Source organism: Salinivirga sp. (genome assembly GCF_055145285.1).
In genome coordinates this window covers 73,376-86,047 of record NZ_JBSRDC010000024.1, presented here as the reverse complement: position 1 = coordinate 86,047, position 12,672 = coordinate 73,376, and the positions used below count along the sequence as shown (strand labels likewise).

Here is a 12,672-nt window from a genome sequence, read left to right as displayed (position 1 = left end):
TTATCTTGTAAAGAGAAAAACAACGCTATAGAAAATATGGAAACATTTGAAGTTGTAAAGGAATCATCATTGACTTATCAATTACCTTCACCCCGAAAAGAAGGTGGTTTTTCTGTGGAGGAAGCAATGGCACAACGACGTTCCCACAGGCACTTTGTCGACAAAGCCCTGGATGCCTCAGATGTTGCCCAGGTGTTGTGGTCGGCTTATGGAATTACAAAAGCTTCAAGCCACAAGCAATTGCGGGGTGGTTTCCGTACAGCGCCTTCTGCAGGTGCACTTTACCCCCTTGAACTTTATTTGTTGGTCGGTAATGTCAATGATATTGAACCGGGAGTTTACCGGTATTTGGCGGGTGAGCATCAGATTGAGCGAATAATTGATGAGGATGTAAAGCTTGAGCTTTCCGCCGCTGCCCTGAATCAGAAAATGATTTATGAGGCTCCCGCATGCCTGTTTTACAGTGCCCTCTACGAGAGAACTACGCAAAAATACGGCACAAGAGGCGCTGAACGCTATGTGTGTATGGATTTGGGCCATTCTGCACAAAATGTTTATTTGCAGGTGGAGTCTCTCCATATGGGCACTTGCGCCATTGGGGCTTTTAATGATGAGAAAGTAAGAAAAGTTATGCAACTCCCCGATAAAGAAACACCGCTTTACATCATGCCCTTTGGATACTATTACAATAAGCAGGAATTTTAATAATCAAACCAACAAAATTTAATTTCCGGGTTTGCCTCTTATCACGGCAGGGGTTTGGGTAAAGGTTAAGTAATAATCTTTAATTAGCGTAAACATTTCCTCCTTTGTTGAATTCTACATGGTAGAAATAATGAACTTATGAAAGAGTTTTGGGACGAAAGATACAATCAGCCGGAATATGCTTATGGAGAAAAACCCAATGAGTGGTTTAAATCTCAAATAGATAAGATGAAACCCGGTAAAATACTCTTGCCCGGCGATGGCGAAGGACGCAATGGCGTTTATGCAGCCACACTGGGATGGGATGTGTATGCATTTGATTTGAGCAGCGCCGGCCAGGAAAAAGCACTGCGCCTCGCTGCAAAACATGGTGTTCAGATTGATTACCGGGTAGGAGAATTCACAGAATTACAGTATGAGGAAAATACATTTGATGCCATATCGCTTGTTTTTACACATTTTGCTCCAGGACTTAGGTTACAGTATCATAAAATTTTGAGTAGTTACCTTAAGCCTGGCGGGGTAATGCTTATTGAGGGATTCAGAAAAGAGCAACTAAGCAGGCTAAAACCCGGAGAGAGCGGTGGCGGACCCAAAAATATAGACATGCTTTATTCTAAGGCCGAATTATTAACTGATTTTTCCGGGTTCGATATCCTCGAACTAAGAGAAGAAGATATTGATTTGGATGAAGGTCGTTTTCACATTGGAAACAATGCGGTAATACGTTTTGTGGGACGTAAGATTGAATAAGCTGAAAGTATGTTTGGCTGTAATGTGAAAAATTATAATGACCGAATATGGTTGGAATACATTGAATTGAATACGATACCGAATAACATTTTAGAAGATATTACGTCCTTACTAATAAAAGCAAAGATATGAACACCAAACTGAGCCGAAAAAGTTTTATAGTTCTTGAGTTTTTTAACGGTTTAAGCGCATTGGCCGGTGGCTTTGGCCTCATGACAAACCCTGATGGAAAAGCACTTGGGCTTGATGTGCACATGTTATCCGGTACGCCATTTTCATCTTTTTTAATACCCGGAATTGTTCTTTTTGTTGTAAACGGCATTGGAAACAGTGTGGGAACGGTGCTTTCACTACGGAGACACAAAATGGCGCCATATATCGCTGCATTTTTTGGCTTTGTAATGATGGTGTGGATTGTGAGCCAGGTTGCATGGATTGGTTACCGGAGCTTTTTACAACCGTTGTATTTTGGTGCCGGTATGGCTCAGCTTATCATGGCCTATATTTTTGTTGTAAAAAACAGTAAACACCAATAACAATAACCTGTTATGAATTGTCTGACCTATAACTCATTTCATAAAACCTTAAAAAAATGAAGAAATCAGTATTTGTTTTAGCATTCTTTGCCATGCTATATGTTTCGTTATGCGCTCATGCACAAACTGTAGATGATTATGCCGATGTTCTAAAAAAGCAAGGGCAGAAGCCGGTAGGGCTTGTTCATCAACAATTGAAAAACCACGATTTGATAATTTTTGATGATGCCCTCCATTTTGCAAAGGAGCCATTTGATTTTTACGGCGATTATATTCGCCAAAAACCGGAAACCATCGACTATATTTTTATCGAAGTTTTTCAAACGAATATTCAAAAAGACCTGGATGCTTTTTTGAATTCGCCGGAAATGGACAGCTCCTTGCTTTATCCCGTTTTTCAGGGAGGTTATACTTATGGTTGGCGGTATGAAACCTATCTGGAGTTATTGACTACTGTATGGAAAGTGAACAGGCAACTTACTGAGGAAAAGCGTATTCGTGTAATTGCAGTTAATCCACCTATTTACTGGGAGGCTATTCACACAAGGAGTGATTACAATGAATTTCGCAAAACGCTGATTAGTCGCGATCACTTTATGTACAGTATTGTACTGAGTTATATGAAAGATTTTGAAAACGGTAAAAAAGGATTTTTTCTTACCAATACGCGCCATGCCTACAAGGGTATTCGCAAAAAAGAGGGTGCATTTTTCTGGAATTCGGGTACATTTTTTCATCAATGGCATCCCGGAAAAACTTATGCCATTCGTTTCAATAATATGAACCTGCATATTTCTAAAATAAAATCGAAAACAGGAAAAAGTATGCAAGGTCTGGATCGTGTCGATTATAAATGGGTGCGCATGGATGAAGGGAAATGGGATGCAGCATTTGAAATGAATGGAGGTCGATCGGTTGCTGTACCCCTTGAGAATAATATCTTTGGTGAAACACACTATGTAGGAAACCATATGGCCGATTGCGCTCCCAATCAAACCATGTACAATGCATTTGATGCTGTAATTTTCCAAAAGCCATTAGAGCAGACACAAAAGAGTGGTGAAACCGGTTTTTTTTATACCGCAACCTTCAAAAAAGAGGTTGAAAGACGTGTAAAGATTTTAAATGAAGGCAACTTGGAAGCATTTTTGCAAAACCAAAAATGCAAAACAGTCAGCGAATTTGTCGATAAATTATGCCGGGCACAACCAGCAATGAAAAACCCACTAATTAAATAGGAGTTTTCTATGAGCTACAAAAAAGTTATCATCAAACAATTTGGAGGCATCAATGAACTTGAACTCGTTACCGAACAGGAATTACCGGAGCCGGCACCCAATGAGGTGCGTGTGAGGGTGTTAACTACCTGTGCCAATTTTACGGATGTTATGATTCGTAAAGGCATGTACCCCGACGTGAAAGAAAAACCGCCTTTTACGCCCGGCTACGATATGGTTGGTGTGGTAGATAAAATCGGCAGCGGAGTTAATAATTTCAAAAAAGGTGATCGCGTTGCCGACATGACCGTTATTGGTGCTTACTCAGAATATATGTGCATTCCGGCTGAAAAGCTGATTAAAGTTCCTGAATCTTTGGATGCCGACGAGGCAGTAAGTCTTGTGCTTTCGTATGTTACTGCTTATCAGATGATGTATCGCGAAGCAAACCTTCAAAAAGGACAGTCTGTTCTTGTGCATGGCGCCAGTGGGGCAGTAGGCCAGGCATTACTACAATTGGCGAAGCAGTTGCAATTGAAAGTTTTTGGTACAGCTTCGCGAGAAAAGCATCCGCAGGTTAGCAAATATGGAGCAATTCCCATAGATTATAAATCAGAGGATTTCGTTGAGGAAGTAAAAAAACAAACCGAAAAAGGAGTAGATGTTGTTTTTGATGCCATTGGAGGAAAAAACTTTAAAAGATCATTTAACACATTGAAACCTGGAGGTAAATTAATTGCTTATGGATTTTACAATGCAGTGATGGGCAAGGGAGGCAATATCCCGTTAGAATTCATGAAGTTGATGCTGTGGAACTTGCTGCCCAATGGTAAAAAAACAACTTTTTACACCATTGGCGGCATGCGCAAAAAGCACCCAGACTGGTATAAAGAAGACCTGCAAAAGCTGTTCGGAATGCTTGAACGGGGAGAAATACAACCACTTATAGACAGAAGAATGCCATTGTCTGCCATCAAAGAAGCTCATGAATTAATTGAACAAGGCAAATTGCAGGGGAAGCTTGTTTTAGAGATTGGGGAGTAGGTAATTGCAATTGTCATTCAAATGCCTCTGTAGAGCGTTCATTCAAGCTGATGAGCTTTTTGAGGAAAAATTAAACTACATGCTTATTTCTGTTTAGAATACTTATAATTAGTCGTTTAATGATCTCCGACTCTTCTGTTTTACTATTAGTAATAAATAGTGTTAATGCGGCCAGGGTACTATTATTTATTATTGGTGAACCATCACTTTTTATTAACATATTATTCTTTTCCAGAAAGTAAACAAAACAGGCAGCCGCAATACGTTTATTACCATCGACAAATGAATGATTTTTTGTTATAAAGTATAATAAATTGGCTGCTTTTTCTTCTATTGTTGAATAAATGTCTGTATTACCGAAACTTTGTCTTATCTGATTAATCGAGCTTTTAAAACTGTTGTCTTTAGGTTGGGCAAACACACTTGAGCGAAATTCAGAATGCATGCCCTTTATCAAACTCATGTAATCATTGTATGTTGGGAATATTGCTTCCTGTTTTGTGTTTCCTTTTTTGTCAAGTTGTTCGTGGTCGTAATCGTCAAGTAGAGTAAGTCCTTTTGAAAAAATGGAAAATATTTGTTGATTTTTTTCATCACTTGTTTCTTCAATTGCCCGGCTAATAATTCGGATACCGGTTTTTAGGTATTCTACTTCTTGTTGTTTTTGTGCCAGGCGTTTTTTGTTAATGGAATAGCCTTCTACCAAATAGTTTTTTAATCGTTGGGTTGCCCACTGGCGAAACTTTGTGCCTCGTTTTGAGTTAACTCTGTACCCCACCGATATTATCATGTCAAGGTTATAGTGCTCAATATTGCGCTCTACGTTTCTCTTCCCTTCCTGACGAACTATCCGGAATTTCCGGATAGTTGAATTTGTTTGTAATTCCTCAGTTTTGTAAATATTATTAATGTGTTCATTGATTATTGAAACAATTCATTTTATATTTTCTCAGAATCTTTTGATACTTTGACTTTACATGAAAAATAATGTTTACGTAAAGTTGGGAAAGAGATTGGGCCATAATATGCTGTTTTAATTGTTTATTGATAACTTGTGAATATCAATTCTACTAACAGTTACATTTTTTGTCTGAACAATGCTACCTTTGGGTTTTAATTCAAAAAATTCGCAATTTTGAAAATCCTCCACACATCCGACTGGCATTTGGGTAAACGGCTTTACAACCGTGAACGGTTGCCGGAGCAGCGTTTAGTCCTCGATGAAATACACGAAATTGCCGAACAACAGCAGGTTGATGCCATTTTGGTAGCCGGCGATTTGTTCGATGTGGCTAATCCGTCCAATGAAGCCACCGAGCTGTTTTACAAAGGCCTGAAAAAATTGAGCAAAGATGGCCGGCGCCCGGTGATTGCCATTGCCGGCAATCACGATTCGCCGCATCGCATCGAAGCGCCCGATCCGTTGGCTCGCGAGTGCGGTATTGTGTTTCTGGGTTACCCTACAAGTCAATCGCCTGAATTTAAGCTGGATAGCGGCTTCGAAGTGCTGCGCACCGATGCAGGTTTTTTGGAATTGAAACTGCCCGGGCAGGACGTTCCGTTGCGCACTATTGCTACACCGTATGCCAGCGAAATTCGCATGAAACAGTACTTGGGAACTGATGAGGAGCAGGGGTTGCGCGATGCTTTGCAAAAACAGTGGCAGGAATTGGCCACTCAATATTGCGATGAAAAAGGTGTTAATCTTTTGACGGCGCATCTGTTCGTTTGGAACCGTGATTCGGAACCGCCGGAAGAGCCTGAAGGCGAAAAACCTGTGAAAGTTGGGAATGCTTCCCTGGTATACGCCGATTTGTTTCCTGAACAAATGCAATACGTTGCCCTTGGCCATTTGCACCGTTCGCAGGCAATTAGCGGGAGCAAAGTACCGGTACAATACAGCGGCAGTCCGCTGGCTTACAGTTTCAGCGAAGCTAATCAAAAGAAATATGTGCATGTTGTCAATTTGGAGCCCGGGAAAGAAGCCGGCATAGAGAAAGTTGAGCTTAAAAAAGGACGCGAGCTTAAACGCAAAACATTTGAACAGGTTGATGAAGCTGTAAAATGGCTGATCGATAATCCCGAAGCATTTACCGAAATTACCATGCGCACCGATGATTTTCTCAAAGCCGACGAAAACAAGCGGCTGCACGATGCCAGCGAGAACCTAATTAATATCATCCCTGAGCCCAAAAACCGTAGTGCATCTACCCAAAATAAAAAGCAAATTGATATGAACCAATCGGTTACAGAGCTTTTTACGCGATATTTTAAGGAAACGCAGGGACAGGAGCCCAACGAAGAAATGATGGAACTGTTCAGTGAAATTCTCAACCAAAAAAGCGACCAATGATCCCGGAAACACTCAAAATAAAAGGCATTTATTCGTACCGCCACGAGACAACTATTGATTTCGAAAAACTGACCGATGCCGGTTTGTTTGGCATTTTTGGTAAGGTCGGCAGTGGTAAATCGACTGTATTGGAGGCCATTTCGTATGCCATGTATGGCGAAACCGAGCGGCTCAACAACCGCGACTCCAAGCTGTACAACATGATGAATCTCCGCAGCGATGAGCTGGAGATCGATTTTACGCTGCGCCATCAGAATAACCGGTACCGCTTTGTGGCCAATGCCCGAAGGAACAGCAGGAATTTTTTGGATATATCGAAAAACGAACGCAAGGCATATCAATGGAAAGACGGACAATGGTCGCCGCTCCAAAGTGCTGATGCAACGGAAATTATCGGACTTCGATATGAGCATTTTAAGCAAATTGTGATTATTCCACAGGGAAAATTCAATGAGTTTGTACAACTCTCTGCCACAGACCGCACCAAAATGTTACGGGAGCTTTTTCCCCTGGAGCGCTTCGATTTGAGAGATCCGGCAAACCGGCTTCATGCTGCTGCAAAAACCGCCATCACCTCGTTGGAAGGGCGTTTACAAGAGTTGGCCGAGTATTCTTCAGAAAACTTGAAAAGCGTAGAGCAGGAGCTGAAATCGCATCAGCATAAATTAAAGGAAAAAAGAGCTGCGCTGGAAGGGCAGGAGCAGGAACTGAAAAAAGCAGCAGAGCTCAGGAAGCTCACCGCTTCAATATCCGAAGCCCGGGAACAATTAACGAAACTTCAGCAGCAAAAAGCAGACATCGATGCGTTGAGAAAACGGGTCGACACATACGAGAAAGTTCGTTTGCGGTATGAAGCTTTGTTGGAAAGGCTCAATGAAATTGATAAGGAAATAACGAGCTTGCAAAAACAGGAGGGTAAGCAGGTTCAGGATTTGCAAAAGGTTCAGCAAAAAATGAATGATGCTGTAGCCCACCAAAAGCAGGTTCTCGACCAAAACGGTGATGAGGAAAAGCACAAGCAGCAAATTACCGGCGTAGAAAAGGCTTTGAGCATAAAAGACAGTCAACAAGAGCTCGAAAACCTGAATAAACAAATGCAGCAAAACCGCGAGAGTCTTGAAAAGGTTCAAAATGAGTGGAATAACCGCAAAAAAGAGCGCGACCAGCACCAGCAAGAGTTATTAAAACTTCGCGAACAGTTGCCCGACGAATCAGCTTTGTACGCGTTGCAAAATAGTTTTAAGGATGAGGATAATTTCCGTCAGCGGCTTAAAACCGCTCAGGATGAACATGAAAATGTAAACAAGTTAATTGAAGAACTTAAAAGTCAGCGCATACAAATTTTGGCAAGTGTAGCTGAACATTTGCAATTTGAAGGAAATTACAGCGAATTAAAGCTTAACGAAGCCCGAACCGCTGTTCAGAAGGCCATTGGGATAAAAAAAGATACGCTCCAAAAGTTACAAAAACAGAAAGAGGAGTTAGATGTAAAATCGGGGCTGGCAGCCCATGCACAGTCGCTGAAACCCGGCGAAAAATGTCCTCTGTGCGGAGCCTCTGAGCACCCCGAACCTTATTCTGACGAAGCCCTGACAAAGGAAAAATACAATGTGCAGGAGCAAATCAGCCGCCAGGAGCAGCACCGCGAGTCACTAAATGAGGCACTGATTCAGCTTAACGGTTTAGAAGACCGCTTTAAGAAAGAAGGTGGCCAGTTAGAAGCCCGTAAAAAACAGGTTGACGAAGCCCAAAAGTTGTTGGATCAATGTCTCGAAGACCGCAAAAAATTATCAATCCAATATTCGCGTGAAGAACTATCAACTGCACTGGAAAAACTCAAACAGCAAAAAGCTGATGTGCAGAAACTTGAGAAATCAATCCGCCAACTTGACAAGCAATTGGAAGATCAGTCGGTTATTGAAAAGTTGAAGCAGGAAATTCAGGTGCACACCAACCGGAAGGCCGGGCTGGAATCGCGCATTGAATTACAAAAAACAGAAGTTGACGAATCGTGGTTGACCTTAACCAAAGTACAGTTGCAGACAAAGCAACAAGAAGTGCAAACGAGCCTTGAAAAGTTGCAAAAACTCACTACCGATATTCAGCAGTTAGAAAAGCAACAGCAACGCCTTGAGGTTGAGTTGTCCGGAACTAAAAAACAACTTACTGCACAACAAGAGTTGAAAACAGCAAGGGAAGAGGAGGTCGCAGAAAAATTACAAGCCGATGGCTTCCGCCAGCGCTCAGAAGTGCTCGAAATACTAAAACATGCAATAGATGTCGAAGGTAGCCGAAAGAAAATAGAAACGTTTTACCAGCAACTGCATACACAGGAAAGCCGTTTAAATGAGTTGGAGAAGGAATTGGGCAATCAGAAATTCGATTCTGAGGCTTATCAGACGTTAGAAAAAACTGTTAATGAGCAGCGCGACCAAATAACCCAAATGGAAACCAAAACCGGGGCTTTGCAAGGTCAACTCAAAGTTTTGAACGAGAAACTGGAATTAAAAAACCGGCTCACAAAAGATTTGGAAGCTCAGGAAAAAAGAAAATCCAATTTAGACGTGCTAGTCAAACTCTTCCGTGGCGATGGTTTTGTGCGCTACGTGAGCCAAATTTACTTAGAACAGCTTTGCGCCATTGCCAATGAGCGCTTTCGAAAACTTACGCATAATCAACTGGAACTGGATATCGACGAAAAGTACAATTTCATCGTGCGCGATTTTCTGCACGATGGACGCACCCGTTTGCTAAAAACACTCAGCGGCGGACAAACTTTTCAGGCCGCCTTGTCGCTTGCCATGGCGCTCAGCGAACAAATACAGCAATATCAGAACGTTAAGCAGCAATTTTTCTTTATGGACGAAGGATTTGGCTCGCTCGACCGCGACTCACTTTCGCTGGTTTTCGATACGTTGAAACAACTCCGGAAAGAGCAGCGAATAGTGGGGATAATCTCTCATGTCGAAGACCTGCAAACGGAAATCGACCGTTTTTTAATGGTCGAAAATGATGAAGAAGAGGGGAGTATTGTGAAATTTGTCGGGTAAAAAGTCAAAAATTCACAATCCCGCCAAAATAAACCGTGCGTTTTGAGAAAAGGTCGTAAGTGTAGTTCGTATAGTCGTGGTTATACGTCAGGTCACGTACATTTTCGGTGTCCAGTAGATTGCTGATATTCATAAAACCGATGATGTTCAGCCCGGATGATATGGGCCAAAGCTTAGAAAGGCTGAGGTCCAGTTTCAAATACTCCGGGTACCGGGTCATATTGTTCCGGTCGGCATAAACCGGCTCATAAACGTCCAATGAGGCATCGTAGTGGCGGTTGACCACCGACCGGTACCATTGCCCCTGCCGGTAGAGCATGATCAGGCTAATGTCAAGGTTGCTATGGTGCTGATATTTTAAACTGCTGCGCACAAAGTATTCCAGGTCATAGGGTCCCGCGTAACTTGTACCATTGTTTTTGCGTGTGGCATCGATCAGGGTGTATGATCCCTGGAAGGTGAGCCTGTTGCCAAACAGGAAAAGTTTGGTGAATAGTTCGGCTCCGTTTACATGCTCTTTTGTTTGGTCGAATTTCACGTTTTTGGCAAACACAGCGGCAGTGAGTTCCAAAATGTCGGTTTCAAGGCTGTAGTCAAGCGATATTTGGTCGCTACGGTAAAAAGTAACCTTTTCGGTCTCGGCATTGGGCATTGCATATCGGTGGTATCTTCCCACTGATGCATTTACTGCGTGATGTTTCAAAAATGAATAATTTACGTTCCATTGGCCGCTCCAATAGTTTTCCTGGTTGGAGTAGGGGAGGTTTTTCCTGATGCCCATTCCGGAAATCCAGTTTTCATTAAACTCATATTTGCCATAGGTAAAAGCCTCCGTGACATCAATGGTTTTTTCTTCAGTATAGTCAAATGCCGGGTGTTCATTGCCCAAAGCATAGCCGAAAACAGGGAAGGTTCCATCGAGTTTTTGAAGACGAGAGTCATTGGAAATGCCGGTTTTTATGGAAAATTGATCGAAAAAATGCAGATAGCTGATGCCGGCATAAAGATCCCGCTTGTCCATGTCTACCAGCGTGTTGCCATAGTCGTATTTTTCAAGACTAAAGCTGGCGCTGGTATTGATATCCAGTTCACCCGAAGCTAGCTTCCGGTTGAGGTTGATTACCGTAAAGTTGCGTTTTTTATTTTGATCGAATACTCCATTAAAGCTGGCATGTCGAAATTTATATTCGTATCCTTCCAGGTTGGCATAGTTGAAGAGTTTTAACTGGGTTTTGGTATTAAGTTGATGCATGGCATGCATACCCATATCTGCTGAATAAAAGCTTTTCAGATTCTCAAACGCCTGCTCGTTTACCCCGATCAAACCTGCCGATGGCTGATAGTTGGCGAAAACCGTTAACCCTGTTTTTTCTCCGATATTCCGAACCACTTGCCCGCCTATATTAGCCAGCGATAGGCTAATGCTATGCTGATTTTGTTTGGTCAGGGTGTTTTTACTCTGTATGGAGATGAGTCCGGATGATGTGTTGCCATATTCTAGCGGAGGGTTGCTTGGAAAAACATGCATCCGTTCTACTATGGCCGTGTTGAAGATGCTGAAAGTACCAATGCCATTCAATTGTGAAAAGCGCACAGCATCGTAAATGGGTACACCATTAAAGAAAATTCCGGTTTCTGCCGGGCTGCTTCCACGCAGGCTAATGGTTGCCGATTCGTCGGTTGTGGTAGATGCTGGCATGGCGTTCACTGCCAGAAGTGGATCGGCTTTGGCAATTGGGTTAAGGTAAATGTCCATCTGTTTCATCTCCTTGATGGTGAATTCTTCGGCAATGATTCTTCGTGCCACCACTACAGCTTCTTCGAGTTGCTCTGCTTTGGGTTTTAGTGATATCCGGTGCGATGCTGCAACTTTTTTCAAAGCAATGGTACGGTCATGATAGCCCAGAAATGAGATTATCAGGCTGTCATATTGTAACTGTTTTTCTGATACCTGAATGGTAAACTTCCCATCGGTACCGATTGTGGTACCAGTGAAAATATCCGATTGCAGGATGATATTGGCGCCGGGCAGTGGCTCCCTGGTTAAATGGTCGATCACCACGCTTTGTATGGAGCGGGTTTGTTGAGCCTGCACATGGTCCAATCCCACAAGGATTGATAGTAGGCAAAACAGCAATATCCCGGACCTGCTGTGGACAAAATGCTTCATGGTTTAAAGGCATTTTTTTGGATTATTCTTCCATCTGTTTTTCCAGGTTTTTCATCAATACATGCTTTATCCAGCCGTATTCCGGCTCAATTTCCAGTGCTTTTTGAAAGGTCGATTTGGCCTTGTCATAAGCTTCATCTTTTGAGTAGGCAATTCCCAGCCAGGCAATTGTGTTGATGTATTGCCAGTTATTGTGGGCATGTGCAGTGTCCTTTTCGTAAAGTTCGATGGCCTTTTGGTAGCATTTTATCGACTCAGAAATGCTTCCGCCAAAAGCTTTAGGGGTATGCAATTTCGATCCGCCTTTTTGCACCCAACCGGCAGGTTCATTTTCGTCGTATTTGATGGCCTTTTCGATGTGCTCCTCGCTTTTGGGCCCTAAAAACATTCCTTTTGATGGGCTGAATCCCATTTCCAAACTGTACAGTGCGGCCCTGAGCGCATGAACTTCGGCCCATCGCTCATTGGCTTCAAGAAGTGTTTCTACGTTTTTTTCTGCCTTTTCCAGGTATTTCTTAAATATCTTTTTTTCCTCGTTGGCCAGGCATGTGTTGAGTAAACCGTATTGAACTTTTGCCAGATTCAGCAGTCCCTGCATGTTATTCGAACTGGCATTGTATTGCTTTTCGGCATTTTGCTCAACTACCTTCCAAACGCTCAGACTATTGGTCAGATAGGCTTTGTAAGATTGATTTTTCAGATCATTTGCTTTTTGTCCAAAGATTGGCGTAATACCGATGTAGAAGAAAATGGACAATGTGATTATTGATATGTTTTTTAAATTGTTAGGTTGCATAGCTTTATATTTTAATTTGGTTTATATTGTAAACCAAAATGATAAAAA

Annotated in this window: 10 protein-coding genes; 7 read left to right on the top strand and 3 right to left on the bottom strand. The window is 42.2% G+C overall.

The window, feature by feature from the left end:
• Window positions 1-36 precede the first annotated feature (36 nt).
• The 5 genes from ACTB0Y_RS05010 to ACTB0Y_RS04990 all read left to right on the top strand — a co-directional run bounded on the left by ACTB0Y_RS05010 (window position 37) and on the right by ACTB0Y_RS04990 (window position 4,255).
• Window positions 37-705 (top strand): SagB/ThcOx family dehydrogenase, encoded by a 669-nt coding sequence (locus tag ACTB0Y_RS05010; protein WP_463205706.1) that lies wholly within the window; start codon window positions 37-39, stop codon window positions 703-705.
• A gap of 138 nt (window positions 706-843) precedes the next feature.
• Window positions 844-1,458, top strand: a complete 615-nt coding sequence (locus ACTB0Y_RS05005) for a class I SAM-dependent methyltransferase (protein WP_463205705.1) — start codon at window positions 844-846, stop codon at window positions 1,456-1,458.
• 128 nt (window positions 1,459-1,586) lie between these two features.
• Window positions 1,587-1,994, top strand: coding sequence for a hypothetical protein (locus ACTB0Y_RS05000; protein WP_463205704.1), 408 nt, complete (start codon window positions 1,587-1,589; stop codon window positions 1,992-1,994).
• A 56-nt stretch (window positions 1,995-2,050) separates the two neighbouring features.
• Entirely contained in the window at window positions 2,051-3,232 is a 1,182-nt protein-coding gene (locus tag ACTB0Y_RS04995) for a hypothetical protein (protein ID WP_463205703.1), read from the top strand.
• Between the two features lie 9 nt (window positions 3,233-3,241).
• Window positions 3,242-4,255 carry a medium chain dehydrogenase/reductase family protein gene (locus ACTB0Y_RS04990; RefSeq protein WP_463205702.1) on the top strand — a complete coding sequence of 338 codons (1,014 nt, stop codon included), beginning with the start codon at window positions 3,242-3,244 and terminating at the stop codon, window positions 4,253-4,255.
• A gap of 70 nt (window positions 4,256-4,325) precedes the next feature.
• Here ACTB0Y_RS04990 and rhuM read toward each other — a convergent pair whose 3' ends face one another.
• Complete coding sequence (gene rhuM / locus ACTB0Y_RS04985; protein ID WP_463205758.1) at window positions 4,326-5,120, bottom strand: RhuM family protein; 795 nt, start codon at window positions 5,118-5,120, stop codon at window positions 4,326-4,328.
• Between the two features lie 270 nt (window positions 5,121-5,390).
• Here rhuM and ACTB0Y_RS04980 point away from each other — a divergent pair, with 270 nt between their 5' ends.
• Together ACTB0Y_RS04980 and ACTB0Y_RS04975 are read left to right on the top strand one after the other, a co-directional pair.
• Window positions 5,391-6,608, top strand: coding sequence for a metallophosphoesterase family protein (locus ACTB0Y_RS04980; protein ID WP_463205701.1), 1,218 nt, complete (start codon window positions 5,391-5,393; stop codon window positions 6,606-6,608).
• On the top strand, window positions 6,605-9,658 hold the full coding sequence (locus ACTB0Y_RS04975) for an AAA family ATPase (protein ID WP_463205700.1): 3,054 nt from the start codon (window positions 6,605-6,607) through the stop codon (window positions 9,656-9,658). The genes ACTB0Y_RS04980 and ACTB0Y_RS04975 overlap by 4 nt, the downstream gene beginning before the upstream one ends.
• Window positions 9,659-9,662: 4 nt before the next feature.
• Here the strand turns inward: ACTB0Y_RS04975 and ACTB0Y_RS04970 are convergent, their stop codons facing one another.
• Both ACTB0Y_RS04970 and ACTB0Y_RS04965 read right to left on the bottom strand, forming a co-directional pair.
• Window positions 9,663-11,828 (bottom strand): TonB-dependent receptor, encoded by a 2,166-nt coding sequence (locus ACTB0Y_RS04970; RefSeq protein WP_463205699.1) that lies wholly within the window; start codon window positions 11,826-11,828, stop codon window positions 9,663-9,665.
• A gap of 22 nt (window positions 11,829-11,850) precedes the next feature.
• Complete coding sequence (locus ACTB0Y_RS04965) at window positions 11,851-12,624, bottom strand: hypothetical protein (RefSeq protein ID WP_463205698.1); 774 nt, start codon at window positions 12,622-12,624, stop codon at window positions 11,851-11,853.
• Window positions 12,625-12,672 lie beyond the last annotated feature (48 nt).

What these genes read in the sequence shown, in the direction of transcription:
- ACTB0Y_RS05010 (WP_463205706.1), top strand. Translation starts at nt 37, where the DNA reads ATGGAAACATTTGAAGTTGTAAAGGAATCATCATTGACTTATCAATTA.
- ACTB0Y_RS05005 (WP_463205705.1), top strand. Translation starts at nt 844, where the DNA reads ATGAAAGAGTTTTGGGACGAAAGATACAATCAGCCGGAATATGCTTAT.
- ACTB0Y_RS05000 (WP_463205704.1), top strand. Translation starts at nt 1,587, where the DNA reads ATGAACACCAAACTGAGCCGAAAAAGTTTTATAGTTCTTGAGTTTTTT.
- ACTB0Y_RS04995 (WP_463205703.1), top strand. Translation starts at nt 2,051, where the DNA reads ATGAAGAAATCAGTATTTGTTTTAGCATTCTTTGCCATGCTATATGTT.
- ACTB0Y_RS04990 (WP_463205702.1), top strand. Translation starts at nt 3,242, where the DNA reads ATGAGCTACAAAAAAGTTATCATCAAACAATTTGGAGGCATCAATGAA.
- ACTB0Y_RS04975 (WP_463205700.1), top strand. Translation starts at nt 6,605, where the DNA reads ATGATCCCGGAAACACTCAAAATAAAAGGCATTTATTCGTACCGCCAC.
- ACTB0Y_RS04970 (WP_463205699.1), bottom strand. Translation starts at nt 11,828, where the DNA reads ATGAAGCATTTTGTCCACAGCAGGTCCGGGATATTGCTGTTTTGCCTA.
- ACTB0Y_RS04965 (WP_463205698.1), bottom strand. Translation starts at nt 12,624, where the DNA reads ATGCAACCTAACAATTTAAAAAACATATCAATAATCACATTGTCCATT.